This window comes from Streptomyces sp. NPDC058674 (assembly GCF_042716505.1).
Lineage (GTDB): Bacteria > Actinomycetota > Actinomycetes > Streptomycetales > Streptomycetaceae > Streptomyces.
Genome location: NZ_JBHXSC010000032.1, coordinates 44,596 through 69,077, shown reverse-complemented (window position 1 = coordinate 69,077; position 24,482 = coordinate 44,596). Strand labels below are relative to the sequence as shown.

24 protein-coding genes and 1 pseudogene are annotated in these 24,482 nt (G+C 71.4%); 8 read left to right on the top strand and 17 right to left on the bottom strand.

Translation table 11 applies throughout. The features are described from left to right. Positions 1-3: 3 nt before the first annotated feature. The 9 genes from ACFWU6_RS18495 to ACFWU6_RS18455 form a co-directional block, all read right to left on the bottom strand. Positions 4-453: an SRPBCC family protein gene (locus tag ACFWU6_RS18495; RefSeq protein ID WP_383805186.1), complete on the bottom strand. Its 450-nt coding sequence runs from the start codon at positions 451-453 to the stop codon at positions 4-6. Positions 454-719: 266 nt separating this feature from the next. Then, positions 720-908 (bottom strand): DUF6381 family protein, encoded by a 189-nt coding sequence (locus ACFWU6_RS18490; protein WP_383805184.1) that lies wholly within the window; start codon positions 906-908, stop codon positions 720-722. A gap of 76 nt (positions 909-984) precedes the next feature. Beyond that, entirely contained in the window at positions 985-1,749 is a 765-nt protein-coding gene (locus tag ACFWU6_RS18485) for a VOC family protein (RefSeq protein ID WP_383981940.1), read from the bottom strand. A gap of 209 nt (positions 1,750-1,958) precedes the next feature. Continuing rightward, a complete protein-coding gene (locus ACFWU6_RS18480; RefSeq protein ID WP_383981938.1) occupies positions 1,959-2,516 on the bottom strand; it encodes a pyridoxamine 5'-phosphate oxidase family protein in 558 nt (185 codons plus the stop codon). 94 nt (positions 2,517-2,610) lie between these two features. Further along, the gene (locus ACFWU6_RS18475) at positions 2,611-3,888 is read right to left on the bottom strand and encodes a globin domain-containing protein (RefSeq protein WP_383981928.1); all 1,278 of its coding nucleotides are present in this window, start codon (positions 3,886-3,888) and stop codon (positions 2,611-2,613) included. Positions 3,889-4,245: 357 nt separating this feature from the next. After that, positions 4,246-4,611, bottom strand: coding sequence for a hypothetical protein (locus ACFWU6_RS18470; RefSeq protein WP_383805182.1), 366 nt, complete (start codon positions 4,609-4,611; stop codon positions 4,246-4,248). Between the two features lie 166 nt (positions 4,612-4,777). Then, positions 4,778-5,353, bottom strand: coding sequence for a potassium channel family protein (locus ACFWU6_RS18465; protein ID WP_383981927.1), 576 nt, complete (start codon positions 5,351-5,353; stop codon positions 4,778-4,780). Further along, on the bottom strand, positions 5,350-6,642 hold the full coding sequence (locus ACFWU6_RS18460) for a hypothetical protein (RefSeq protein WP_383981925.1): 1,293 nt from the start codon (positions 6,640-6,642) through the stop codon (positions 5,350-5,352). The genes ACFWU6_RS18465 and ACFWU6_RS18460 overlap by 4 nt, the downstream gene beginning before the upstream one ends. 281 nt (positions 6,643-6,923) lie before the next feature. Then, positions 6,924-8,216 (bottom strand): DUF2254 domain-containing protein, encoded by a 1,293-nt coding sequence (locus ACFWU6_RS18455; RefSeq protein ID WP_383981923.1) that lies wholly within the window; start codon positions 8,214-8,216, stop codon positions 6,924-6,926. Between the two features lie 265 nt (positions 8,217-8,481). Here ACFWU6_RS18455 and ACFWU6_RS18450 point away from each other — a divergent pair, with 265 nt between their 5' ends. Beyond that, on the top strand, positions 8,482-10,332 hold the full coding sequence (locus ACFWU6_RS18450; RefSeq protein WP_383805178.1) for a glycoside hydrolase family 15 protein: 1,851 nt from the start codon (positions 8,482-8,484) through the stop codon (positions 10,330-10,332). 63 nt (positions 10,333-10,395) lie between these two features. Here the strand turns inward: ACFWU6_RS18450 and ACFWU6_RS18445 are convergent, their stop codons facing one another. The 4 genes from ACFWU6_RS18445 to ACFWU6_RS18430 form a co-directional block, all read right to left on the bottom strand. Then, positions 10,396-12,171: a cation:proton antiporter gene (locus ACFWU6_RS18445; RefSeq protein WP_383805177.1), complete on the bottom strand. Its 1,776-nt coding sequence runs from the start codon at positions 12,169-12,171 to the stop codon at positions 10,396-10,398. A gap of 63 nt (positions 12,172-12,234) precedes the next feature. After that, positions 12,235-13,293, bottom strand: a complete 1,059-nt coding sequence (locus ACFWU6_RS18440) for a cytochrome d ubiquinol oxidase subunit II (protein WP_383805176.1) — start codon at positions 13,291-13,293, stop codon at positions 12,235-12,237. Then, on the bottom strand, positions 13,290-14,771 hold the full coding sequence (locus ACFWU6_RS18435; RefSeq protein WP_383805174.1) for a cytochrome ubiquinol oxidase subunit I: 1,482 nt from the start codon (positions 14,769-14,771) through the stop codon (positions 13,290-13,292). Before ACFWU6_RS18435 ends, ACFWU6_RS18440 begins: the two co-directional genes overlap by 4 nt. A 42-nt stretch (positions 14,772-14,813) precedes the next feature. Continuing rightward, positions 14,814-15,653, bottom strand: a complete 840-nt coding sequence (locus tag ACFWU6_RS18430; protein ID WP_383805172.1) for an SDR family oxidoreductase — start codon at positions 15,651-15,653, stop codon at positions 14,814-14,816. A 507-nt stretch (positions 15,654-16,160) separates the two neighbouring features. On the opposite strand from ACFWU6_RS18430, the gene ACFWU6_RS18425 reads away from it, so the two are divergent. After that, positions 16,161-18,143: an amino acid transporter gene (locus tag ACFWU6_RS18425; protein ID WP_383805170.1), complete on the top strand. Its 1,983-nt coding sequence runs from the start codon at positions 16,161-16,163 to the stop codon at positions 18,141-18,143. A gap of 104 nt (positions 18,144-18,247) precedes the next feature. Here ACFWU6_RS18425 and ACFWU6_RS18420 read toward each other — a convergent pair. The 3 genes and pseudogenes from ACFWU6_RS18420 to ACFWU6_RS18410 all read right to left on the bottom strand — a co-directional run bounded on the left by ACFWU6_RS18420 (position 18,248) and on the right by ACFWU6_RS18410 (position 20,249). Then, a pseudogene (locus tag ACFWU6_RS18420) lies at positions 18,248-18,801 on the bottom strand (GNAT family N-acetyltransferase). Between the two features lie 129 nt (positions 18,802-18,930). Next, the gene (locus tag ACFWU6_RS18415; protein WP_383805168.1) at positions 18,931-19,614 is read right to left on the bottom strand and encodes a hypothetical protein; all 684 of its coding nucleotides are present in this window, start codon (positions 19,612-19,614) and stop codon (positions 18,931-18,933) included. Further along, positions 19,605-20,249 carry an RNA polymerase sigma factor gene (locus ACFWU6_RS18410; RefSeq protein ID WP_383805166.1) on the bottom strand — a complete coding sequence of 215 codons (645 nt, stop codon included), beginning with the start codon at positions 20,247-20,249 and terminating at the stop codon, positions 19,605-19,607. Before ACFWU6_RS18410 ends, ACFWU6_RS18415 begins: the two co-directional genes overlap by 10 nt. A gap of 164 nt (positions 20,250-20,413) precedes the next feature. Here ACFWU6_RS18410 and ACFWU6_RS18405 point away from each other — a divergent pair, with 164 nt between their 5' ends. The 6 genes from ACFWU6_RS18405 to ACFWU6_RS18380 all read left to right on the top strand — a co-directional run bounded on the left by ACFWU6_RS18405 (position 20,414) and on the right by ACFWU6_RS18380 (position 23,223). Beyond that, positions 20,414-20,893 carry an Asp23/Gls24 family envelope stress response protein gene (locus ACFWU6_RS18405; RefSeq protein ID WP_383805164.1) on the top strand — a complete coding sequence of 160 codons (480 nt, stop codon included), beginning with the start codon at positions 20,414-20,416 and terminating at the stop codon, positions 20,891-20,893. Positions 20,894-20,956: 63 nt separating this feature from the next. Next, a complete protein-coding gene (locus tag ACFWU6_RS18400) occupies positions 20,957-21,136 on the top strand; it encodes a DUF2273 domain-containing protein (protein ID WP_073907229.1) in 180 nt (59 codons plus the stop codon). An 86-nt stretch (positions 21,137-21,222) separates the two neighbouring features. Then, the gene (locus tag ACFWU6_RS18395; protein WP_383805162.1) at positions 21,223-21,540 is read left to right on the top strand and encodes a hypothetical protein; all 318 of its coding nucleotides are present in this window, start codon (positions 21,223-21,225) and stop codon (positions 21,538-21,540) included. 37 nt (positions 21,541-21,577) lie between these two features. Continuing rightward, positions 21,578-22,249: a DUF6286 domain-containing protein gene (locus tag ACFWU6_RS18390; RefSeq protein WP_383805160.1), complete on the top strand. Its 672-nt coding sequence runs from the start codon at positions 21,578-21,580 to the stop codon at positions 22,247-22,249. A 49-nt stretch (positions 22,250-22,298) separates the two neighbouring features. After that, complete coding sequence (locus ACFWU6_RS18385; protein WP_383805158.1) at positions 22,299-22,901, top strand: alkaline shock response membrane anchor protein AmaP; 603 nt, start codon at positions 22,299-22,301, stop codon at positions 22,899-22,901. Positions 22,902-23,049: 148 nt separating this feature from the next. After that, a complete protein-coding gene (locus tag ACFWU6_RS18380) occupies positions 23,050-23,223 on the top strand; it encodes a CsbD family protein (RefSeq protein WP_383805156.1) in 174 nt (57 codons plus the stop codon). A 111-nt stretch (positions 23,224-23,334) separates the two neighbouring features. Here the strand turns inward: ACFWU6_RS18380 and ACFWU6_RS18375 are convergent, their stop codons facing one another. Then, positions 23,335-24,480: an SRPBCC family protein gene (locus tag ACFWU6_RS18375; RefSeq protein WP_383981921.1), complete on the bottom strand. Its 1,146-nt coding sequence runs from the start codon at positions 24,478-24,480 to the stop codon at positions 23,335-23,337. Positions 24,481-24,482 lie beyond the last annotated feature (2 nt).

Genomic DNA, 24,482 nt, shown 5'->3' with positions numbered 1-24,482 from the left:
CGCTCAGACCTCGCCCCGCCAGGCGCCGGTCTCGGCACCTCGCGTCTCCATGAACAGCTTGAAGCGCTTCAGGTCGCCGGCCACCCGCCGCTGGACCAGGCCGAGCTTGTCCGCGGCGTTCTCCGCGAGACCCTCCGGGAGCCAGTTCATGTGCAGGTCGATCCGCGTGGTCGTCGCGTCGACGGGCTCGAAGGTCACCAGCCCCGCCTGGCGGGCCTCACCGTCCACGGTCGTCCACGCGATCCGCCGGTCGGGCAGCTGCTCGGTGATCCGGGCGTCGAACTCCCGCTCCACGCCGTTCACCTTCGTCACCCAGTGCGTCAGGGCCTCACCGCGCTGCTCGACGCGCTCCACCCCCTCCATGAAGGCCGGGAACTGCTCGAACTGCGTCCACTGGTTGTAGGCCGTCCGCAGGGGGACGTTCACCTCGACGTGCTCTTCGACGTGCGACATCGCGCATCCTTCCCTCGTGGCCGGCACGGTCCGGGCCCCCGCGGGCGGGGGCCCGGACCGCCTGCCGGGTATGTCGAGGGCGCGGGTACCCGGGCCCGGATGCTCCATGCACCACGCACCCGCGCCCGGGCCCCGGCCCGCACCCGCGCCCGGGCCCCGGCCCGCACCCGCGCCCGGGCCCCGGCCCGCACCCGCGCCCGGGCCCCGGCCCGCACCCAGGCCCAGGCCCGTACCCAGGCCCAGGCCCGGCCCAGGCCCCGGCAGCGCTATACGGGGTCCATGCCGCGGTCGTCGAGCCCGCGCTCCTTCTCGCTCTGCTCCTGCAGCCGGCGGGCCTTGTCGCGCAGCCGCTGCCGCTCGTCCGCGTCGGTGGACCGCTCGGCCGCCTCGTTCAGCTCCTGCGCCTTGGCGCGCAACTGCCCGGACCGTCCGCGGGACTCGCCTGCGTCGCTCATGTTCGCTCCTTGCATCCGTGGGGAGAGCGGGGGACATCAGGGAACCAGTACGGCCCTGCGCCCGCATCTCGAACCGTCACGGAGCGTGAGCGTCCGGCTCCGGGTCCGCCCCCGGAGATGCGGTGAGGGTGAAGAGGGCGCCGTCCGGGTCGCGCAGCGCCACCCACCGCTCCGCGGCGTTGCAGGCGACCTCCGAGACGGTACGCCCGCCCAGTGCCACGGCCGCCTCCACCGCCGGGCGGAGCCGGGGCACGCGGAAGTGCACGTGCCAGCGGGGCCGGGTGGAGGGGGTGTACGCGGCGAGCTCGACCGGGCCGCTGTTGAGCCGGGCGACGGGCTCGCCCCCCTGCCGCAGGACCACCTGGTCCTCCTCGTAGGAGACCTCGCAGCAGCCCGCGCGACCGGTGGCCCACTCCAGCACCGCGCCGTAGAACATCGCCGAGTCGAAGGCGTTGCGGGTGCGCAGCTCCAGCCAGGCCGGAGCCGGGCCCCGGCCCACGCGCCAGTCGGAGGACACGGCGCCCTGCCAGATGCCGAAGACGGCGCCGTCCGGGTCGGCGACGAGGGCCGCCCGGCCGCCGGAGGCGAAGGAGACCGGCCCGACCGCGATCGTGCCGGACCGCTCGCGGATGCGGTCCACGGCCACGTCGGCGTCGTCGACGGCGAAGTACGGGGTCCAGGCCACCGCGACGGCCAGGTCGGAGGCGAGCGCGCCGATGCCCGCCACCGGCACTCCGTCGAGCTGGGCGACCGAGAACGCCTCGCCGAGTCGTGCCGGGCGGTACGTCCAACCCGCGACGGCACCGTAGAAACGCTGGGCCGTGCCGAGGTCGCGGGCCATCAGGCTCACCCAGCACGGCGCTCCGAAGACCTCCCTCGTCGAAATCCTCACCGCTCGCTCCGTCCGTTGGGAACCCCACGACCCCACGGCTCATTCTGGTCCCTTTCGGGACGTTCTTCGCGGTCAGTGGGCCATACCGGCGGTCGCCGCCGGGAGACGGGGTGCCGGGGAGCCTTCCGGCGCATCAGCGCGTCGGGGGCTCCCGCAGCTCACCGGGTAAGGCGTGACTCCTGCGCCGCCCGCGCGGTGAAGTAGTCCGCGTCCTTCGGGCGGTCGGCCGGGTGGCTGGGGCGGGGGCCCGGCACCAGGTGCGGTATGTACTTGGAGCAGTGGATGTAGGCCTCTTCGACGGTGAGGCGGACCCACATCTCGGGGGCGCGGCCCGGCGCGATGTCCTGGGGCAGGCCGGGGTGCGCCGAGCGGAGGTCGGCGTCGGGGTGGAGCTGGACGACGCCGTTGACGTGCAGGCCGACGTGGTCGTGCGTGAAGTCGACGAAGAGCATGCCGAGGTGCGGGTTCTCCGTCATGTTGCCGGCGCTGGCGAGCACGCCGTTCCCCCGGAACTCCGGATAGGCGAGGGTGTGTTCGTCCAGGACGTGCACGAAGCCGGGCGGACCTGCCCGGAAACTGGCGTCGCATTCCCCGCGGGAGTCCGCGGTGGCCAGGAAGACCATGCTCTGGCGGCCTATGAACTCCTGCATCTCGGTCGTGAGGCGGGGGTGCACCTGCTGGTCGTAGAACCGTGCGGCGCGGTCGGCGCTGCCCATGTACTGCTGCAGCCGGTGTTCACCTGCTGATCCGAAAGCGGGCGGGGGGAAGGTCACGGGGGCGTACTCCTGGCAGGTTCGGTACGGGTGTGTCTCAGGAAGCGGACAGGACGGGGGTCTCGAAGGGGTCGTGGTGGATGCGGTCGGGCGCAGTGCCGTGCTGCGTGAGCGTCCTGCTCGCGGAGACCACCATCGGAGCCGGCCCGCTGAGATAGACGTCGTGCTGGTACCACGGGCCGTACTCGGCGAGAACCTGCGGCAGCGATCCCCGGATGCCGGGGATGTGCTCGTGGGAGACGGCGCCCCTGATGGACAGCCAGTGGTGCTGCTGTGCCATCCGGAGCATGTCGTCGACCCCGTACAGCTCGGCGCCGGTACGGGCTCCGAGGAACAGGTCGACCTGGTGCCGCCCGCCACGACGGGCCACTTCCTCGACGATCGCGCGGATCGGTGCGAGACCGGTGCCGCCGGCCACACAGAGCAGGTCGCTGTGGACGGCGGCGTCCAGCACCATGTCCCCCATGGGCGCGCCGAGTTGGACCACGTCTCCCACGGCAGAGCGGTGTACGAGCGCGTCGCTGACCGAACCGCCGCTCACCGCGCGCACGTGGAAGGTGAGGGTGCCGTCCGGACGGGGTGCGTTGGCCGGCGAGTAGTAGCGCCACTGCTTGGGCCACCACGGAGTTTCGATGCTGGCGTACTGCCCGGCCGCGTACGGGTACGGCATGTGGGGCCGCACGGTGACCTCGGCGATGCCGTGTCCGCGCAGGACCTTGTGCACCACCGTGGCGGGCCACACCGCGGGCCGCTGCGCCTCGTCCTGCTCGGCAGCGCTGATCATGACGTCGGCGACCACCCCGTACGCCTTGGTCCAGGCCGCGGCGATGTCCGCGGTCCAGGCCGGGCCGGCGTAGCGGGCCAGAGCAGCGAGGAGGCACTCGCCCACGGCGGGGAAGTGCGCGCTGAGGGTGCCGAACTTGCGGTGGTCGCGACCGAGGTGGCCACAGAAGCCGACCAGGCGCTCCGGGTCGTCGACCAGGTCCACGATGCGCAGCAGCGCGCGCAGCAGGCGGCCGCGCTGGGCGTCCATTCCCGGCGGGAACATCGGACGGACCTCGGGGTAGCGGGCGAAGAGGATCGCGTAGAAATAGACCGTCATGTCCGCGGCGAACGGCTCGACGACGGAGACGGAAGCCCGTATGAGGGCGATTTCGTGGGCCGAGAGCGGCGGCTCGGCGGCAACCGGCTCGTCGACGGCGCCGGCCTGGGCGGGAACCGCGTGGGGGCCGGCGCTCTCCGGGCGCGGGTGAGGGCGCGCGTGTGCGGGCGAGTGTGGGGACGGGTGTGTCGGGCGTCCGATCCGGAACTTCAAGAGACCGGCGCTCCTCCCGTCGATATGCGACTCGGCCACGCGCGTCCGACGCCGTGGCACGCGCGGTCACCGCCTCGCCGCGTGCGGTGGGAGGCGTCCTCGCCCGATCTGCCTCGTGGGAGGGTGGCGGTCGTGGCGGCGACGGGGGCAGGCATGAGTCCTCCTGTTGGGGGGCGGGCATCGAAAAGCGGACCAAGCGGTTCCGGAGGCTACCCGATCATGGGTGTGACTCAGAAGTAGCAACGGCCCGCGGCAACCGGCACGGCTGGTTCCGCGTGCTACCGATACCCCGCCCAGGGGATTTCATCTGCCGGATGTTCAGGAGGTCCGGTGGGGGGCGGACGGCCGGGCCCGTGGTCAGGACCGGTTGTCGGTGACGTCCATGGCCGCCTCGTAGGAGAGCTCGTAGTCCGCGCCGCTCTTCACGAAACGCGCGGTCTGGATGCCTGCCCCCACATCCGTGTCGCTCAGCGTCACCGAGCCGATGACATCCCACACGCTGCCCTCCGCCGCCGGCCTCACGGCCAGCGCGAGCGTGCCCGACCCCAGCAGGGGTCTGGTCACCTCGGGCGTGTTGGTCTCACCGGTGCCGGCATCGCCCTGCCAGATCTCTTCCCCGTCCCAGAGGATCTTGACCCTGTCGACGCCCTGGCTCCCGGGCGCCTGCGGCGACGAGCAGAAGAGGAAGGGGATCCTGACCTCGTTGGCGTGCGACATCGTCATCTCCGTGAGGGTGGGTGGACGTCCGTTCTGAGCCCTGCGTACGACGGGTCGGGCCCTGGAGGGGGACCGCCCGTACCCGACCACCCTCACCCGGGCGTCCGCCGTCGGCCACAGCTCGCCGCCAGCCAGGTGAAGGGGGCCCGGAGCGGACGTGGGAGTGGGGGAGTCACGGGTCAGGCCGCTGGGGTGGCGTGGAGGACTGACGTCGTTCCAGCCCGATCCGGACCGCCCCGACCATGACTTTCGCGATGAGTCCCACGAGGATGAGGTCGGCCGCCATCTGGCACGTGGTCAGCACGCGCGCCGTTTGCGAGACGGGCACGATGTCGCCGAAGCCGACGGTGGCGAAGACGGTCACCGTGAAGTACAGGGCGTCGTTCCTGTTGAGCGGTTCGGAGAAGGAGCGCCCTCCGTGCTCCTGCGCGTACAGGAAGTACGTGGCCGCGAACAACAGCAGGAAGAGGGGGACCGCGGTGGTCAGCGCCTCGATGGCGCGCAGCCGCGGGTGCGGCGAACCGATGATGCCGACCGCCTGCAGGGCCAGCAGTCCGCCGATCGCCAGCAGGCCCAGGACGAGCACCGACGCGATGCGCTGGTCGGCATCGCGGTCGAGGGGGAGCGTGTAATAGCCCGTGGTGGCCGCTGCCACCACGACGCCGGAACGTAGGAGCGGCAGCAGCAGGCGCATGTGCTGCGGGTGCACCCGCCGACGGCCACGCTCGCCCCGTTGCGGCGTGCTCATGAAGGCCGCGGTGCCTTCCCGGCGCCACGTGGGTCCTTCCCGGCCGCCGCGTCGGCGTCGTCGAGGAACTCGCGAACGGCGAAGGCGGCCAGGACCGCGGCAACGATCCACAGGACGACCGCGGTCGTCGGATACGACCAGGTGACGAGGACGATCAGGGCGACGGCCAGGATCAGGCCGCCGATCCACCGCTTGTGGCGGTGTACGAAGCGACCCACCGCGCCGAGCCGCAGGCCGGCCGAGCCCGCGGCACCGCGCAGGGACGCGACGGCGCCGGAACACGCCCGCCGGACCGTGGCGGCGGGCCGCGACGGCCCGCTCAGGAAGGCGCCGCAGGCCGTCACCAGGGCGACGGCGGCGACCGCCCGGATGGTGGCCCGCAGGAACCTGACGAGCGCGTCGAAGACGGCGGCAGCCGCGTCCTGCGACACCGCCGCCGGCAGGCGGTCGAGGTAGATGCCGCGGAAGACGGTCAGGCTCACACCGAGAACGAGCATGCCGAAGGCCACGGCCAGCGCCGTCGTCACCAGGACGCGCCGCCGGTGGGCCGCGAGGAGGACTGCTGCGGCGGCGACCAGCACGGTGACCACCGGGAGCCACGTGCCGACGATCTGAAGGACGCGGGTGTACGTCTTGACCTTGGCGAGCTCGTCCGAGGAGAACACGACGAAGTCGCTGTGGACCTCCGGGATGCTCGCGGCGCGGGAGAAACCGGATTTCACCAGCTCGTCCTTGGCGCGTTCCACGAGGGGGCCGACATCGACGGCCACCTGGTCGCCCTTCAGCGTCACGGCGCCGCCGCCCTTGCCCGTGAGCGCCTTGTCCAGGGACCGGTGCCCGATGCGGTTGGCGTCCGTCCACAGCGTTTCGAACGCGGAACTCGCCACGATCCGGTGGACCGTGGCGCTCACCAGCTCCTTGAGGCCGTTCTCGATGGGGCCGCTGAGCTCGCCGATCAGTTTGGCGACGGCGGGAGGGGACCCTTCCTGTGCGGCCGCCGCGGAGAGCTCTCCCACCAGGGCCTTCACGTCGATCTGCTCGAGGATGACCGTCGTGGCCCGGTTGGTCACCGCCGTCTGCACCGCGGGGTCCCCGGCCAGCGGCGCCACGGTGTCGACGTACCGGTCGGTGTCTCCCACGATGCTGTCGGTCCACACCGCGACGACCGACAGCACGGCCAGGAGCGCGGCCAGGATCACCAGGACGGCGGACAGGACCGACCGCCACCGGTGCCGCCGCGGCCTCCCGCCGCCCTCCAGCTCCGCGATGCGGCGCTGCAGATCGGCCAACTCGCTCCCTCGCCCTTGCGGAGGGGGCGTGCCGTGTGTCGGATCCGGCCGGCTGGGCTGGGGTTCCATACGGATCTCCTGCGAGGGCACTCCGCGGGTGGCCGCGGGCGGCGAAACGCCCGCCGCCAGTCCAGCAAAGGCGCTGCTTCCCCATCCCGCGACTGGAGCACCGCCGTACGCCACCCGTTCGGCGGCGCCGCCGTCAGGGCGCCACCGGTGGAATCAGACCGATCGTGCCGGTGGACATGGCCGCGCCCGGCCCCGCCCCGGTCCGCGGGGAGTCAGGGCGGGTCCTGCCCGCCGATGCCCTGGAGGTCGGGCTGCTGCGCGATGGCCCGTCGCGCCGGGTCGGCGAACTGCCGCTCGACGGACTGCTGCAGCAGGGTCATCTGCGCCCGCACCGAAGGGTGTTGCTGCGCCGGGAGGGCGTCGAGCAGGCCTTCGAGCATGGCGCGGAGCCTGCGGCAGACCTGCACGGACGAGCTTCCGTAGTCGCGGATCTCGCAGACGGCGAGCTGGAGGTAGTTGTCCCAGGTGCGCCCCGGGACCACGAGCCGGGCGTCCCCGCGGCCATCGGCCAGGACGTACCGCCCGGGGAGGCGCGCCGTGCCGACCGTGTGGAGGAACCACTCGATGTAGTTGAGCACCTGCACGGCGGTCGTGGGGTCGTTCACCGCCGGGGACAGCGCTCTGACGGCGATGTCGACGAGGATGCGCAGCGCGAAGGCGGGGTCCTGTTCGATGGTGCGCTCGGCCCCCAGGGCGATGAGGTCGGACACCTTCGCCGGATCCGGTTCGGACGTGCCCCCGTGCACCTCGACGAGCACGGTTCCGGGCGGTACGAAGTCCCCGATCAGCCGGGTCACGACGAAGACGCATTCGTGGCGTGCCGCCTCCGCGACCAGACCGGGTACGTCGAAGGCCTGGATGGCGCCGCCCCGTACGGTACGCACGCGCATCACCGGATCGCCGGACGGCCCGGCTCCGTCTCCGTCTCCGCGGGGCGCGGCGCCCCGGATCGCCCTGGCGCCGTCGGTGAGGACGGTCGCACCCAGGCGGGTGACCAACTCGGCGATGGCCACCGGTCGCAGGCTGTGGGTGAAGCGGTTGAGGTAGATGAGCAGGAGCACCAGACTGACGGCCACGGCCGCGCCGGCCAGGGTCACGCCGAGGTCGGGGACCGAATCGGATTCGATGCTGCGCAGCAGGGAGAAGGCGAACGCGAAGGTCCCGGTGAAGGTCGCCAGCACCGCTTTCTGCAGCCGGTCCCGATACCAGAGGCGCATGTACCGGGGGGAGAGGGTGCCCGTGGCCTGCTGCACCACCAGTACGCCGATGGTGACGACGAACCCGAGCAGCGCCACCATCGCGCCCACGATGGCGCTGAGCACGCCGCTCGCCGTCGTGGCGGAGTAGTGCCATCCGCTCGGCGGCCAATCCGTGCGGTCGGCGGCGAGGGCGAGCTCGGCGAGAAGGGCGCCGAGGACCAGTCCCAGCATCGGCACGATCCACAGACTGGCCTTGACGTATTGCCGCAGTCTGAATCTGGCCGCCCAGGACGTCATGACACCCATGCCACGCCCCCTTCGCGGGAGGAGTCAGGTGCTCTCGAAGCACGAGGAAACGGGGCTCCCCCGAAGGAGAGCACCTCCCTCACGGTAGGGCGGTTCCCGGCCCCGCGCAGGGGCAGCACGGCCGGCACCCCGTGCCGCTCTCCCGCCAGGACGGACCGACACGGGCGGCCTAAGCTGGTCGGGTGCCGTCCGGTCCGTCCGGTCCGCCCGATCCGCGGCGTGACGGCGCTGCGCCGGTGGGGACCGGGGCTGAAAGGGGCCCGCGATGGACGACTACCCCCTGATCGAGGACCACGGTCTGATCGGTGATCTCCAGACCGCGGCGCTCGTGACGACCGACGCGACGATCGACTGGTTCTGTTGTCCCCGGTTCGATTCGCCGAGCGTCTTCGGCGCTCTGCTCGACCGGCGCCAAGGCGGCCACTTCACCGTACGGCCGGTGGCGGACACGTACACGACCAAGCAGCTCTACCACCCGGACACGGCTGTTCTGGTGACGCGCTTCATGACGGAGGCCGGGGCGGGGGAGGTCGTCGACTTCATGCCGGTGACCGGGACGACCGCGACGGACCGGCACCGTCTCGTCCGCATGCTGCGCTGTGTCCGCGGCAGCATGACGTTCGAAGGGGAGATCGCTCCGCGCTTCGACTACGGCCGTGCGGCGCACACACTGCACATCGTGGAGCAGGGAGCGGTGTTCACCGCGAAGGACCTGACCCTCGCCGTCCACGCCGTCCGCGAGCCACAGGACGAGCGGCTGTTGGACATCTTCCCGGGCGACAACGACGACCTGCGCTTCTCCCTGAGCCTGCGGGCGGGGCAGCAGCGCGGCCTCGTCATGGAATCCGCCCCGGACGGACCTCCGCACGAGATCCGCTCGGAGGAGTTCGAGCGGCTCTTCGACGAGACGGTCCGCTTCTGGCGTTCCTGGCTGGGGCAGTCCACCTACTCCGGCCGCTGGCGGGAGGCGGTGGAGCGTTCCGCCGTGACGCTGAAGCTCATGACCTACGCGCCGACCGGCGCCCTGGTCGCCGCGCCGACGGCGGGGCTGCCCGAGCAACTGGGGGGAGAGCGCAACTGGGACTACCGGTTCACCTGGATCCGCGACGCTTCGTTCTCCGTGTACGCCCTGCTGGGCCTCGGGTTCAAGGAAGAGGCGTCCGCGTTCATCAACTGGCTGCACGACCGGGTGAAGCAGGAGGCCGGCCGGGGGGACCGATCCGGACCGCTGAACATCATGTACCGGGTCGACGGCTCCGCCGACCTGGTCGAGGAGACCCTGGACCACTGGGAGGGGTACCGCGGCTCCGCCCCGGTCCGCATCGGCAACGGGGCGGCGAGCCAGCTCCAGCTGGACATCTACGGCGAGGCGCTCGACAGCATCTACTTCGCGCACGAGCACGGCATGCACCTCGACCACGGGGGCTGGAAGGCCCTGCACACCCTGGTGGACTGGCTGGTCGACCACTGGGACCAGCCCGGCGAAGGGCTCTGGGAGACCCGCGGCGGCCGGAAGGACTTCACCTACGGGCGCGTGATGTCCTGGGTCGCCTTCGACCGTGCCCTGCGCATCGCCTACGACGACGGCCGTCCCGCGGCCGGCGGGCGCTGGGTGGCCGCGCGGGACGAGATCTACGCGCAGGTGCTCGACCAGGGGTGGGATGCCGGGAAGCGGGCCTTCGTGCAGCACTACGGCGACGACGTGCTCGACTCGGCGCTGCTGCGCATGCCCACGGTCGGCTTCATCACGCCGGACGACCCGATGTGGAAGTCCACCCTGGACGCGATGGAACGCGAGCTGGTGTGCGACAGCCTCGTCTACCGCTACAACCCCGAGGCGTCACCCGACGGGCTGCGCGGCTCCGAGGGCACCTTCTCCCTGTGCACGTTCATGTACGTCGACGCGCTGGCCCGCGCCGGACGCACCGACACGGCCCGGCTGGTCCTGGAGAAGATGCTCACCTACGCCAACCACCTGGGCCTGTACTCCGAGGAAATCGACCTGACGGGCCGACAGTTGGGGAACTTTCCACAGGCTTTCACCCACCTGGCCCTGATCGACGCGGCGATCACCCTGGACTCGATGCTCCAGGGCGCGCGGAGGAACGGACCGTAGGCCGCACCGCCGCACCGCCGCACCGCCGCACCGCCGCACCGCCGCACCGCCGCACCGCGCGTCTCAGCGCGGTGCGGCGGTGGGTGCGGGCCCGAGGAGGACGACGGTGTCACCGTCGTGCGGCACGGCCTCCCGCCTCTCCGTGACGGGGTCCAGCCGGTGGTCGGCCCGCACCACGAAGAGCGTGTCGGACTCCGGCGGCTGCGGGCTCCCGGCCGGCTGCACCACGAACCGGGCTCCCCGCCCGTAGCGCTCCGCCAGGACGTGTCGGACCAGGGAGCGGCCGAAGAGGATGTCGCCGCCGGTGTACGGAGCGACCACGCCGTGGCTGTCGTGCGGCGGCCCCACCCGGTAGACGGGACCCTCGACGCTGTCCTGCATCACGATCGAGGCGAGCGCGTTGAAGTCGTCGTCGTCGGTGGCCAGGAAGACGGCCGTCACCCCCTCCAGCCGCGCCCCGGGGTTGATGGCCGTGGCCAGCAGATCGCCCTGGGCCAGGTCCAGGCCCGCTGCCTTGATCCGGTCCCGCTCCGTGTCGAGCCCCGCCCACATCAGTACGTCGAGGCCGGCGGACCGCAGGGCCCCGCCCAGGTCGACCACCCACGGCTCGCCGCCCACCAGGAGGACGCGTGTGCCCGCCGCCTTGACGACGCCCAGCCGTCCGGCCACCGGCGCCGCTGTCAGCGCGTAGAGGACTACGGTCCCCACGATCACCAGGAAGGTGACCGGGAGGATCTTCGCCGCCCCGGTCACCCCCCGTTCGACCAGGCCGGCGGAGAAGGCGGACGCCGTCGCCGCCGCGACGATGCCGCGCGGGGCCATCCATCCCACGAAGGCGCGCTCACGGCGCGAGAGGTCCGTGCGCGCCGCGGCGCCGAAGGCCACGATCGGGCGGACCATCAGGACGAGAACCGCGATCAGGCCGAGCGCGGGAAGGAGCACCGGCACCAGGGACGCCGGGGTGACGGTGGAGGAGATGGAGATGAACAGCAGGCCGATGATCAGCTGGACCAGGGTCTCGAAGAAGGGCCGGCGCGCGGGCATGTCGAACCCGCGGATGTTGGCCACGGCCAGCCCCACGGCGATCGCGGCGATGAGCCCCGTGTCGTCCCGCACGACGTCGCAGACCGCCGATACGCCGATGACCACGGCGAGTTGCGCCAGCGTCCCCAAGGTCTCGCCGAGTCGAAGGGTGCGCAGGGCGAACCACAGCAGCGCGGTCCCCACCACACCGCCGAGCAACCCGACGCCCATGCTGAGGAGGAACTGCCCGAGCTGGTACCCCCTGCCGATGTCGATCTGGTGCGACGAGGCCACCGCGTGGAAGGTCAGCGCGCCCAGGATGCCGCCGATCGGGTCGATCAGCGTCCCCTCCCAGATCAGGATGCGCCGCACCTTGTCGCTCGGCCGCACGAAGTCGAGCAGCGGCCCCACGACGGTGGGCCCCGAGACGACGAGGATCACGCCGAGCATCGCGGCCACGCGCAGGGGCATGCCGAACATGGCCGGCGACACCGCCGCGACGACGAGGAAGGTGAGCAGCACGCCGTACACGAGCAGCCTGCCCACGACCCCCCGGGTGTGGTGGGCGAGCTTGCGCAGGTCGAGTCCCAGACCGGCGTCGTAGAGGATCACTGCGACGGAGAGCGACACCAGGGCCGAGAAGCCCGGCCCCAGCAGTTGGTCCGGGTGGATGACGTCCGTCATCGCACCGGCGGCGAACCCGACGGGAAGCAGGATGATCAGGGCCGGGACGCGCAGCTTGTTCGCCAGGACCTGCGAGCCGGTCGCGAGCACCACCGTCAGGGCGAGTCCCAGGAGGATCTCGTCGTCGGTCACAGCGGCTTCCTTCCTCCGGGTCTGGGCACGAGGGGGACCTCCAGGACGGGTGCGGACCGGTGATCAGCTGTCGTGTGCCGTGGCGTCACCGGCTGCGCCGCCTCCTCTTCGCAACTCGGAGTCGGTGAGCTCTTCCAGCTCGCCGTGGGTGTCCAGCCAGTAGAGGAGGACGACGGCCGGTACGACGAGCACCAGGGCCACCAGGGTGACGACGGCCAGCCACGTCAGCGTGGCGGGCGCCCCCGCGGCGTCGGCCACGGTCAGCGAGGTGGGGAGCAGGTAGGGCCGCTGGGCCGTCCCCCACGCGAGGACGGCGCAGGCGACGACTGCGACCGCTGTGACGCGCATCCACGTGCCCGGCGTCCGCAGGAGCAGCCAGGCGGTCGCGGCGGCGGACGCTCCGGCCACCACGACGAGGAGCAGCCCCAAGCCGTGGGTGAGCCCGTGCCACACGTAGGGGGAGTCGCCGTGGGTGACGAACCCGGTGCCCACCGCCAGGGCGGTGAGGATGACGAGACTGCCCAGCGCCCGTCGCCTGAAGTAGCCCACCAGATCGGGCGCGCCGAACCGGCGGGCGTCCGCCGTGAGGAACACGGCGCCCAGGAAGGCCGTGGTGGCGACGGCGACCAGCCCGAACACGAGCGAGGTGGGGTTGGTCCAGGCGTCCGCCGAGGCCTCGGTACCGGGCTTCACGCGCCCCGACGCGACGCCGCCGACGGCCGCGCCGAGGAAGAACGGCGTGACGACCGAGGACACGGCGAACACGGCGCCGTACAGCCGTTGGCCGGCGAGTCGCCGGGAGGGCTTGCGGAACGCGAAGCCGGCGCCGCGCAGGACCATCCCCATGGCGGCCAGCGCCAGCGGGAGCCACATCGCGGAGAACACGGTCTGGAACAGGACGGGGAAGCCGGTCCACATGATGACGAGTACGAAGATCAGCCACACGTTGTTGACCTCCCAGACGGGAGCCATCGCGTGGTCGATGAGCCATCGGGGGCGCCGGCCGCGATCCGTCCCTCCGGCCGTCAGGTCCCAGAAGCCCGCTCCGTAGTCCGTGCCGCCCGCGCCGGCGTAAGCGGCCACGGCCAGGAGCAGCACCACGGCGATGAGGTCGGCGGTCACCGGCGCTCACCCCCGGGTCGGCCCGCTCCGTCCGCGGCGGCCGGCACGTCGTCCGCGGGGAGGGCAGCTCGGGGCCCGTAAGGGATGTCGGCCTCGGGTGTGTGGGCCGTACCCGCCGTGGCCTGCTGCTCGTCGGCGAGCCGCCAGCGCGTGCGCATCTTCAGCAGGACGGTGAGGAAGGAGCCGAAGAGGAACACGTACACCACCATCACCACACCGAGCATGATCCACAGGGTGGTGGAGCGGGTCGAGGTCACGGCCTCGGCGACCCGCATGTTCTGGTAGACGATCCACGGCTGGCGTCCCACTTCGGTGGCGATCCAGCCGCACTCGACAGCCACGACGGAGGCGACGCCGGCGCAGGCCGCGCAGCGGTAGAACCACGACGAGGCGGGCAGGCGGCGGTGCCGCAGCCAGACGAACCCGTACCAGAGGGCGAGCAGCACCAGCACGGAACCGAGAAGGACCATGATGTCGAAGGCCCAGTGGGCGATGGTGGCCTGCGCGGCCGTGGGGCGCTGGTCCGCCGGGACGGAGGTCAGTCCCACCACTTCGGTGTCCGGACTGAATCCGGCCAGGACCGAGTCGAGCAAGGGGACCTTGATGCCGCCCGAGACGGTCCCGTCCTCGTGCAGGCGCCCGAAGAGGTACTCCGGCACACGCGTGTCGGTCTTCCAGACGACCTCCATCGCGGCGAACTTCACCGGTTGCTTGTGGAACACCGAGCGGGCGATGGAATCACCGAGGACGAACTGCACCGGAGTGGCGACGGCGGCGATGGTGAACGGAACGGCGAAGCCGAGCCGGTGGTAGCGGTCCCGGCGGCCGCGCAGCCAGCCCACGGCATAGACACCGGCCACCATGAAGCCTGCGGTGAGGATCATCGCCACGACGAAGTGCCAGTACTGCGGCCCGAACATCGGCGTGAAGAGCGCCTTCCAGACGTCCACGTCGACCGGGTTGCCCTCGGAGTCGAGGGAGAAGCCCTGCGGCGTGTTCATCCAGGAGTTGGCCGCCAGGATGCCGAACGCGCCGAGCAGCGCGGCGAACGGCAGCGGCAGCGCGAGCAGGAAGTGCGTCCGGGGCTTCAGCCGCCGCCATCCGTACAGGTAGATGGCGATGAGTACGGCCTCGAGGAAGAACGCCCAGGCCTCGACGCCGAATCCGATGCCGAAGACATCACCCCACCTCCCCATCAGGCCGGGCCAGAGCAGACCGAACTCGAACGAGAGCACCGTGCCCGTCACGATGCCCAGCGCGAACTGCACCGCCATGACGGCCGACCACCGGCGCGCCAGGAGCAGTGCCGTGGCGTCCTTGCGGCGCAGCCCGCGGTAGTGCATGACCAGGGTGATGAAGGGGAAGGCCACGCCCAGCGGTACCAGGATGATGTGGGAGGCCAGTGTGAAGGCCATGAGTTCCCGGGCCGGCAGGAGCTGGGCCGGGGCGTCCGCCAGCAGGTGGAGCGAGGGGGGCATGCGTGCCTTCGCCGTTCGTGGAGGTGACGGGCCGGGAGGGCTTCATCCGCCGGTGGCGAAGCCCGGGAAGAGGGTCATGCCGCCGTCGACGTACAGGGTGGTGCCCACCACGTAGTCCATGAGGTCGGAGGCGAGTGCGACGACGGCGTGGGCGATGTCCTCGGGGTCGCCGATCCGGTCGTACGGGATCAGCTTCAGCAGGTCCTCCCGCGCTTCGGGCGTCTCCCAGGCCGCCCGGTTGATCGGGGTCTTGATCGCTCCCGGGGCGACCGCGTTCACCCGGATCTTCTCCGGCGCGAGCTCCTGGGCCAGGGTCTGCATCATCATCTGCACACCCCCCTTGGAGGACGCGTAGTTCACGTGGCCCGACCAGGGGATGAGCTGGTGCACCGAGCTCATGCAGATGATCTTTCCGGCGGAGCGGGACACCTCGGGAACCACGCCCCGGCGCCGGAACTCCTTGGTCGCCTCCCGTGCGCACAGGAACTGACCGGTGAGGTTGACGTCGATGACCTTCTGCCACTGGGCGAGGGACATCTCCGTGAACCGGGCGTCGCGCTGCAGTCCCGCGTTGGCGACCAGGATGTCGATGGTCCCGAACTCCTCGACCATCCGGGCCGTCATGGCGACGACCTGGTCCTCCCGGGACACGTCGGCCTCGTACGCCGCGGAACGCACCCCGAAGGAGGCGATCTCCGCGGCCACCTCCTCGGCCGCCCCGCGATCCGCGACGTAGTTCACGACCACGTCGGCGCCGGCCCGGCCCAAGCCGATGGCCGTGGCCTTGCCGATGCCCGAATTGGCGCCGGTCACCAGAGCCTTCTGGCCGTGCAGCAAACGAGCCGGGATCACCCCCTGCGGTGCTCCCGTGGTGGAATCCATACCGTCCTGCCTCCTCGCGCCGCGCGGCTGCCCCGTGCCCGGTGGCCGGTCGGCCGGGCACAGTCACGCAACCACCGGATACGGCGGTCGGCACACCTTGGGCCCGGCCACTGGGCCGCCTGGCCGATCAGCTTCCTCCCAATGGACCTCCCGTCTGACCCCCGGTGGCCACCGCCCGCACGTCGGCCGAACGATCGGCTCCTTCGCACCGCCCCCCGCGGCCCGCTCACACGTTAGGAAGTCGTCAAGATTTCTGGTGGGGACGTCCGCCTGAAACCCCCGCCGCGGTCCCTCCGGTACGAGCCCTGGAACCCGGCAGGGACGGGCCCGTGCGAGTTCCGCCCTCCCCGCGTGGGCGGTCAGAGCCGACTGCGGCCCCGCGGGTGCCGGGTGATGGGCTGGGCAGACGGGGGCAGGGGCAGCCCCATACTCGGTGATCGTCACGGGCGTGCGCCGGCGGCCGCTGTGCTGGTGCGCCGGGCAGGCCGGGAAAGGTTGATGGGGGACATGAAGGAAGCGAGTGAGCCGGTGATGCCGGAGGTGGTGGACAGTCCCGCCCTGCGGGCGCAGCCCACGGGCAAGGTGGCGCAGTGGATGCTGCGGCACCGCGTGCAGCCGGTGGGGCCGGCGGCGGGTGAGGGACACACCGAGCCGCACGCGTGGTGGAAGGTGATGTGCCTGACCGGCGTCGACTACTTCTCCAGCCTGGCCTACGTACCCGCGATCGCCGCCCTCGCCGCCGGGGCGGTCTCCCCCCTGGCGACGCTGCTGATCGTGGCGCTGACCCTGCTGGGAATGCTGCCGATGTACCGGCGGGTGGCGAAGGAGAGCCCGCACGGGGCCGGCTCGGTGGCGATGCTGGAGGACCTGCTGCCCTTCTGGTGGGGCAAGCTGTTCGTGCTGGTCCTGCTCGGCTTCGTCGCCACCTCCTGGATCATCACCATCACCTTGTCCACGGCGGACGCCTCCGTCCACGTGGTGGAGAACCCCTTCTTCCCCGAAGTGCTCCACGGCCACGAGGTCGCCCTGACGGTGGCGCTGCTGCTGGTCCTGGGCGGGGTGTTCCTGCTCGGGTTCAGCGAAGCCGTCAGTGTGGCCATCCCCCTGGTCGGGGTCTTCCTCGCCCTGAACGCGGTCGTCATCGGGGTGGGCCTGGTCCACGTGTTCACCACCCCGGGCGCCTGGTCGGCGTGGACGGACGCCCTGCTCGGCGGCGGAGGCGGCTTCGGCGACCTCATGGGCCCGGCACTCCTGGCGTTCCCGCTGCTGGTGCTGGGCCTGTCCGGCTTCGAGACCGGCGTGAGCATGATGCCGCTCATCGCCGCCGACGGAGCGGACCCGGAGCAGCGCCTGCGCTCGCGCATCCGCAACGCCCGCCGCCTGCTGACCACCGCAGCCCTCGTGATGAGCGTCTACCTGCTGTCGGCGAGTTTCGTGACCACCCTCCTCATCCCGCATGAGGAGTTCGAACCGGGCGGGGCCGCGAACGGCCGCGCGCTGGCATACCTGGCCCACGAGCACGTCGGCGAGGCGTTCGGCACCGTCTACGACATCTCCACCATCCTCATCCTCTGGTTCGCGGGCGCCTCCGCGATGGCCGGGCTGGTCAACATCGTGCCGCGCTACCTGCCCGACTACGGCATGGCCCCCGAGTGGGGGCGCGCCGTCCGCCCCGTGGTGATCGTCTACACCGCCCTGTGCATCCTCATCACGATCGCGTTCAACGCCGACGTCGACGAGCAGGCCGGCGCCTACGCCACCGGCATCCTGGCCATGATGGTCTCCGGCGCCTTCGCCGTGACCGTTTCCGTCGCACGCCATCGCCGGCGCATACCCACCGTCGGCTTCGCCCTGCTCACCGCGGTCCTGCTCTACGCCCTGGTCGCGAACATCATCGACAAGCCCGACGGCATCCTCATCTCCGCCTTCTTCATCGCCGGGATCATCGTCGTGTCGCTGGTCTCCCGCGTCTCACGCACCACCGAGCTGCGCGCCGACCGGATCCTCTTCGACGAGGACGCCCGCCGGTTCATCGACGACACCCTCGCCCACGACGGCGCCATCAACATCATCGCCAACCGCCGCCAGGCCGGAGACGTCGACGAGTACAGCGCCAAGGAACGGGAACAGCGCGGCGTCAACCCGGTACCCGGCCAGGCCGACGTGCTGTTCCTGGAGATCGACGTGGTCGACCCCTCCGACTTCAGCGACACCCTCACCGTCCACGGCGTCGAGGTCGACGGCCACCGCATCCTGCGCGCCGACGCCCCGGCGGCACCGAACGCCATCGCCGCGATCCTGCTGGCCCTGCGCAACGCCACCGGGGTCCAACCGCACTGCTACTTCGCCTGGGCCGAGGGCAGTCCGCTGGTCCACATGGTCCGCTACTTCCTCCTGGGCCGCGGCGACACCGCACCGGTCACCCGCGAGATCATCCGCAGCCATGAACCCGACCCCGAGCGCCGCCCCGGCATCCACGTCGGGGGGTGACCCCGCTCGCTCGCGCGGTCACCCCCGGACGGTCGGGGGCTTCGTCCCGGCTCGGGCACGGCCGCCGTCCAGGTCCGGGCCCGTGGATGCGGCCCCGGCGGGTCTCAGGAGTACTGCTGCCCTGTGGGTCGCAGGATTTCGTACTCGACTTCCCCGTGCTCGGAGCCTTCGATCGCCTCCGGCCAGTCCCCGGTGAAGCTGCGGAGGAACGACAGGCCCGCCTTCTCCATCACGCGTCGGGATCCCGTGTTGACCGCCATGGTGTTCGCGGTCACCCGTTCCACCCCGAGATCGGTGAAGCCCTCAGGGCGCGTGATCCCTCGGTGGCGTAACCGCTGCCCCAGGAAGCCTTGTTCAGCCGGTAGCCGAGCTCCGCCACGGCGGGGTCGTGTTCGTCCAAGGGGCGCAGTTCGAACCAGCCCAGGAAGACACCGGTGTCCTTCTCCTCCGCGGCCCAGTAGCCGCGGGTCCCGAAGCAGGGGTGGTCGTGGAGGAGCTGGGGCAGGGTCTGTGCCCGGATCGCCTCGCGGCTCGTGGGGCGGCCGCCGTTGATGAAGCGCATGACTTCGGGGTCGTTGTGCAGTTCGAGCAGGTGGTCGACATCGGCCTCGGTGAACGCGCGCAGCACGATCCGGTCAGTCGTCAGGAAGACGTTCATGCTGCGATCTTCACCATCGGAAGCCGGTCCCACCACTGGATATCCGGGGCCCGAGGTGACGCAGGGCGTGCGGGGGAGGGCGTGGCAGTCGCTCCGGGGCGTGGCCGCGGGCCCGGCGCGCGCCGGCGGTCAGCATTGGCTCAGCTCGGACCGCTCCTCGCCGCCGGGCATGCGGGACGGCTCCAGTACGGCGGTGACTTCCACGTCGACGGTGGTGACGGCGAGACCCAGAACATGTTCGGCGGTGTGCAGGACGGCTTGGCGCACTGCTTCGGCGCGTTCCCGCAGGGGCCCGTCGAGCTTGGCCGCGACCGTGATGGCGACGGCATGGACGGCGCGGTTGCCGTTCGAGGGGGTCAGGCGGCAGCTGGCGGTGCGGGCGCCGGGGACGGTGTCGGCGGCCCCGCGCAGTATCTTCGCCGCGGTGCTCTGCGGGATGCGGGGGTTGTGCGGGGGGCCGGCATGCCGCAGCCGGGCGCCCAGCCGCACCTCGGCGCGGACCGCGCCGATGACCCGGTTGGCGACGCCGTGGCCGTCCGGTCCCTCCTGCGCACGCAGGGCGCGGGCGGCCCGGTCCAGGGCTGTCAGCCCCTCGATCGCCTCGCGGCAGCTGGGACAGCGGCTGGTGTGCGGATCGGTCGTGCCGCCGGGGGTGCGGGCCTGCTCCCAGGCGTGGCCGAGGGGGCGTCCGCAGGGCAGGAACTCCGCGCCCGCAAGCACGTCGGCCCGTCCGCGCAGGGGTGTTTCGGCGCTCGTGGTGCACACGCCGTCGGGCTGGTCGCCGGAGGCAGGGTGCAGGTCTTCTAGCGCCATGGGCGCATCGCCTCCATCAGTGTGCGTCGTGCGCGGAAGAGTCTGCCGCGTACCGCGTGTTCGCTGCTGCCCATGACGTGGGCGATCTCGTCGTAGTGCAGGCCGTGCAGCTCACGCAGGACCCAGCAGGCGCGAAGCTCGGGGCGCAGTTCGAGGAGCGCCCGGATCAGGGCGGCCGTGGCCGCGTCCGCCTCGGCCACTCGGGGTGGTGAGCTTCCCGCGTCCGCGGCAGCGGGTTCCGATACGGAGTCCAGTGGGACCGGGTGGGGCGCGCTGCGCAGAATGTTGAGGCAGCGGTTCGTCGTGATGCGGTACATCCACGTGCCGAACGAGGCGCCGTGGTGGAACGTCGGCAGCTGCCGCCAAGCGCTGAGGAAGGCTTCCTGAACCGCGTCCTCCGCGTCCGCACGGTTGCCGAGGAGATGCTGCGCGAGGCCGAGCAGGCGGCTGCTGTGCCGGCGGACCAGGATGGCGAAGGCCTCCTCGTCGCCCTTGCAGGCCCATATCGCCAGCAGGCCGTCCTCCAGACCGTCGGAAGCGTCCGGATCGGCCGCCGCGCGGACGGGCGACGCCGCGTCCGGCCGCAGGGGGAGGCCCGCGCCGGGCGGGGGAGGGGGACTGGTTCGGTTGCGCATCCGGCCGCTCGCTTCCTGCCGCAGAATCGCGGCCCGCGTATGCCTTCCTCGATGGTACGGCCGTGAGCGGAGTGACGAATGTCCGTGCGCTGTGTCTAAGGGATGAGGGCGCCGCACCGGCGCGCCCGGATCGACATCATGATCGACATCATGGGGAGGTCCTCATGTCGGACATCATCGAGCCCGCCGCGGGCGGGAGGGCGTCACGCCCTGCGGGCAAGGCCCTCACGGGCCAGGTCGGCGCCGACGCGGCGCCGGAGACGCGGGGCCGGACGTCCATCGCCGACAGCGTGGTGGAGAAGATCGCAGGAATGGCGACGCGAGAGGTGCCGGGCATCCACAGCCTCGGCTCCGGCATGGCCCGCACGCTCGGATCGGTCGCGGACAAGGTACCCGGCGGGCGTCCCAGCGTGTCCCGCGGCGTGAAGGTCGAGGTGGGCGAGCGGCAGGCCGCCGTCGATCTCGACGTCGTCGTGGAGTACGGCGTGGCCATCGTGGACATCGCCGCCGACGTCCGTACCAGCGTCATCACGGCTGTGGAACGCATGACCGGCCTCGAAGTCGTCGAAGTGAACATCGCCGTCGACGACGTCCACCTGCCCGACGAGGAGGACGACGTGGAAACCGAGGGCCGCGTGCAGTGACCGCTCGGCCCGGCACTCCAGCGGGCCGAAAAGGACGACCGACGTGAAATTCAGGTGAGTGAGATGAGCGCAGCAACCGTGGGCCTGCTTGCCGGCATGGCCTTGGGCTTCGCCGCATTCTTCGGCGGCTTCTGGGCGTTCCTGCTCGTGGCGTTCCTGGGCCTGCTGGGCCTGGTCATCGGCCGCATGGTGCAGGGAGACCTCGAACTGTCCGACTTCACCCGTTCCCGGGACCGGCAGTGACCTCGCAACCCGCTGCTGCCCAGCCGGGCGCACCAGCCGACGACGCCCGGGCAGGGGTCCTGCCTGCGGCCGACCGCGGAGCCACGGTGATCCCGGAAAGGGTGGTGGCCCGCATCGCGGCACGCGCCGCGAAGGAGGCCCTGGCCAAGCACACCGACACCTCGGCCGCGCACGTGAAACTGGCCGCTCCGCACGCGTCGGCGACAGTCGGCAGCGGCTCGGCCCGGCTGGAGTTGACGGTGGACCTGCCCTATCCGACCGACCTCGCCACCGCCTCCCGACAGGTGCAGAACTACGTCAGCGAACGAGTGGCCCACCTGACCGGGATGCGCGTCACCGAGGTCACCCTCGCCATCGAGCACCTGGTGCCCGCCGACGGTCTGGAACGCGGGCGCGTGCAGTGAACCGGACCGCATTCCCCCACCGGGAAGGAGAGCCGGCATGGAACGCGACCAGAATCAGACGGCCGGGACGGAGCAGCCCCCCGCACACGACGAGGCCGCTCCCCGCACGGAAGAGCGCACCGAGGAGCACACGCAAGAGCGCCCGGCCGGACAGACTTCGCCGGGAAGCCGGCCGACTCCCCGCCCGTGGTCCGCGCGCCGGATACCCGCCGCCCTCACCGCCCTCCTCATCGGCGCCGCGGCAGGCACGCTCCTGTTCGACGTCGTCAGGGTCCGCGCCGGCGAGAGCGCCGCGACGTGGCGCACGCGCCTGGCCGACGAACTGGCCTCTCGACCACTGGACGACACCTGGATGAAAGTGGGCGCCGCCGTCACGGCCGTGCTCGGCCTCTGGCTGATCATCCTGGCACTCACCCCGGGCTTGCGTCGCAAGCTGCCCCTGAAGACTCCCGACGGGCGGCTGCACGCCGTACTGGACCGCGACGCCGCGGAACTCCTGCTGCGCGATGCGGCCATGCGCGTTCCCGGCGTGTCTGCCGCGAGGGTCCAGGTCCTCCACAACCGCGTCACGGCGCGCACGGACGTGCGTTTCCGGGCCCCGGCCGACGTCAAGGCAGACCTCCTGGCCGCCCTGCGGGAGGAGATCCACCGGATCGACCCCGCCCGTACGCCCGGCCTCACCGTCCGGGTGCGCCCCCGCCGCAAGTAGCCGCATCCGGGAACGCCCCGCTGGCGGGCGAACGACAGGGATGGGACCCATGAAGAGGAAATCAGCAGTCAACCGAGTTCTGCTGGCCTTGGCGGGCATCGTCCTGCTCGGCGCCGGCCTCCTGGTCCTGGCAGGCGGCTTCGACGTGTACCGAAGCCGCCGCATGACGCCGCCGGACGGATGGCCCCTGACCGGTCCCGGGGCGGTCCTGCTCGACGACGCAGGCCGCGTGCGCTGGGTGGACGAAGGATGGTGGTGGCCCGCGGTCATCGCCTTCCTGGCCCTCGTCGTCCTGCTCGCCCTGTGGTGGCTGCTGGCGCAGCTGCGCCGTACGCATCCCGGCACCCTGCCCGTCGGAGGGGACCCCGCGGTCGACGGCGCCGAGCTGCGCGAGCGTGCCCTCAGCGACGCTCTGGCAGCCGACGCCCGGAACCTGCCCGGTGTTCACGGGGCCAACGCGCGGCTGACTGGTTCGTCCCGCCGCCCCGAAGCCCACCTCGACCTCACCCTCGCCCCCGATACCGCGCCGGGCCCCGTACTGCGGGCGCTGAGCGACGGACCGCTGGAACGGGCCCGTCAGTCCACCGGCCGTACCCTCCCCGCCAGGGCGCGGCTGCGGGTGTCCCCCCACAAGGCCCATCGCGCCGCATGAGCGCACCGGCCCCCCCGGCTCGCGGTGGCTCGGGGGGTAGCGATGCCCCTTTTGGTACGAAAATGCGCTTAGGTGGTGTGTCTGGGGGGTAGGGGTCGGACAGCTCATCCATGGACCGCGCCACGCAGTGGTGTGGGAGGTGACGGAGATGGCGGCTGGCAAGAAGGTCAAGAACGCAACCCACAAGGCCAAGGGCAAGCTGAAGGAGACCACCGGTCAGGCTGTCGGCAACGAGAGCCTGGAGGCGAAGGGAGCCCGCGAGCAGATGGCGGGCGATGCGAAGCAGACCATGCAGAAGGCCAAGGACACGCTGAAGCATTGACCCACGCCCCGGAGTCCGTTGCCGGGATGTCCGGAAGGCCGTGGAGAAGGGCCGACGTCTCATCGTCGGCCCTTCTCCACGGCCTTCCGTCCGCGGGGCGTCGTCCGCGGGCTAGCGGCGCCGTCTGCGCGGGCGGCTCGCTTCTGCCTCCTCGGCCTCGTCGTCCTCCTCGTCCTCCTCGTCCTCGTCTAGCGGGGCGTCCTCCTCGGCGTCTTCGTCCTCGTCCTCGTCCTCGTCTTCATACTCGTCCTCGTACTCCTCCTCGTCCCCGCCGTCGGTGTCTTCGCCGTCCCCGGCGGCTTCCTCGTCCGCCTCCTCAGGCTGCCCGCCCTCGGCTCCGTCGTCTTCGTACTTGCCTTCGTCCTGGTCCTCGTCCTCGTCCTCGTATTCGCCTTCTTCCCCGTCCGTCTCCGCGTCTTCCGCTTCTCCTTCTTCCTCCATGGCCTCTTCGTGGGTGCGGACCACCTCGCCGTCGCGGATCTCGCCGCGCCAGCCTTCCGCCTCGTCGGTGGTGAGGGAGACGTGCCGAAGGAAGTGCTTGAGGTCCAGGCGCAGACGCCGCCCCTGGGCGCGCCACAGATTGCCGGTCTTCTCGAAGAGCCCGGAGGGGTAGTACTCGATCACTGCGACGATGCGGGTCAGTGTCGGCGTGAGCTCGTGGAAGCTGATGCAGCCGCGCGTGGTGCCCTTGGCGCCTTCGGAGGTCCAGACGATCCGCTCGTCCGGCACCTGCTCCTGCACGGTTGCCTTCCAGCCGCGCGTCGACGGTCCGACCTTGACCTTCCAGTCGCTGGTGGTGTCGTCGTTGCGCGAGACGTCGCGCACGCCCTTGGCGAAGCCGCTGAAGTCCTCGTACTGCGTCCAGTGGTCGTACACGGTGCGCAGCGGCAGTCCGACGTCGAGGAACTCGACGATGTTGATGACTTTGCCGCCGCTCTTGCGGCCCTTCTTGCCCTTGCCGAACATCTGGGAGGCGGCCCCGGTCACCTTGTCCTTGAGTCCGCTCAGGCCCTGGCCCATCATCGCCTTCAGGGGCGAGTCGCCCTGCATCATCCGCCCGCCGATACCGGCGACATCGGACAGTTTTCCGTTGCCTTCCGCGACGTCCTGGAGCTGGCCCGTCACATCCCCGAGCTTTTCCGTCGCCTTGTCCGCGAGCTGCCCCGCCTGGGCTCCCAAGAACGAGGTCAGCTCTTCGAGCAGTTGGTCAAGGCCGGACTTGGGCTCTTGTGCGCTGGTGCGGTCCGACAGTGTCATGA

Excerpts from the sequence above, each read along its gene's own strand:
- ACFWU6_RS18495 (WP_383805186.1), bottom strand. The coding sequence starts at position 453 with ATGTCGCACGTCGAAGAGCACGTCGAGGTGAACGTCCCCCTGCGGACG.
- ACFWU6_RS18490 (WP_383805184.1), bottom strand. The coding sequence starts at position 908 with ATGAGCGACGCAGGCGAGTCCCGCGGACGGTCCGGGCAGTTGCGCGCC.
- ACFWU6_RS18485 (WP_383981940.1), bottom strand. The coding sequence starts at position 1,749 with ATGGCCCGCGACCTCGGCACGGCCCAGCGTTTCTACGGTGCCGTCGCG.
- ACFWU6_RS18480 (WP_383981938.1), bottom strand. The coding sequence starts at position 2,516 with ATGGGCAGCGCCGACCGCGCCGCACGGTTCTACGACCAGCAGGTGCAC.
- ACFWU6_RS18470 (WP_383805182.1), bottom strand. The coding sequence starts at position 4,611 with ATGACGATGTCGCACGCCAACGAGGTCAGGATCCCCTTCCTCTTCTGC.
- ACFWU6_RS18465 (WP_383981927.1), bottom strand. The coding sequence starts at position 5,353 with ATGAGCACGCCGCAACGGGGCGAGCGTGGCCGTCGGCGGGTGCACCCG.
- ACFWU6_RS18455 (WP_383981923.1), bottom strand. The coding sequence starts at position 8,216 with ATGGGTGTCATGACGTCCTGGGCGGCCAGATTCAGACTGCGGCAATAC.
- ACFWU6_RS18450 (WP_383805178.1), top strand. The coding sequence starts at position 8,482 with ATGGACGACTACCCCCTGATCGAGGACCACGGTCTGATCGGTGATCTC.
- ACFWU6_RS18435 (WP_383805174.1), bottom strand. The coding sequence starts at position 14,771 with ATGCCCCCCTCGCTCCACCTGCTGGCGGACGCCCCGGCCCAGCTCCTG.
- ACFWU6_RS18430 (WP_383805172.1), bottom strand. The coding sequence starts at position 15,653 with ATGGATTCCACCACGGGAGCACCGCAGGGGGTGATCCCGGCTCGTTTG.
- ACFWU6_RS18425 (WP_383805170.1), top strand. The coding sequence starts at position 16,161 with ATGAAGGAAGCGAGTGAGCCGGTGATGCCGGAGGTGGTGGACAGTCCC.
- ACFWU6_RS18415 (WP_383805168.1), bottom strand. The coding sequence starts at position 19,614 with ATGGCGCTAGAAGACCTGCACCCTGCCTCCGGCGACCAGCCCGACGGC.
- ACFWU6_RS18410 (WP_383805166.1), bottom strand. The coding sequence starts at position 20,249 with ATGCGCAACCGAACCAGTCCCCCTCCCCCGCCCGGCGCGGGCCTCCCC.
- ACFWU6_RS18405 (WP_383805164.1), top strand. The coding sequence starts at position 20,414 with ATGTCGGACATCATCGAGCCCGCCGCGGGCGGGAGGGCGTCACGCCCT.
- ACFWU6_RS18400 (WP_073907229.1), top strand. The coding sequence starts at position 20,957 with ATGAGCGCAGCAACCGTGGGCCTGCTTGCCGGCATGGCCTTGGGCTTC.
- ACFWU6_RS18390 (WP_383805160.1), top strand. The coding sequence starts at position 21,578 with ATGGAACGCGACCAGAATCAGACGGCCGGGACGGAGCAGCCCCCCGCA.
- ACFWU6_RS18385 (WP_383805158.1), top strand. The coding sequence starts at position 22,299 with ATGAAGAGGAAATCAGCAGTCAACCGAGTTCTGCTGGCCTTGGCGGGC.
- ACFWU6_RS18380 (WP_383805156.1), top strand. The coding sequence starts at position 23,050 with ATGGCGGCTGGCAAGAAGGTCAAGAACGCAACCCACAAGGCCAAGGGC.
- ACFWU6_RS18375 (WP_383981921.1), bottom strand. The coding sequence starts at position 24,480 with ATGACACTGTCGGACCGCACCAGCGCACAAGAGCCCAAGTCCGGCCTT.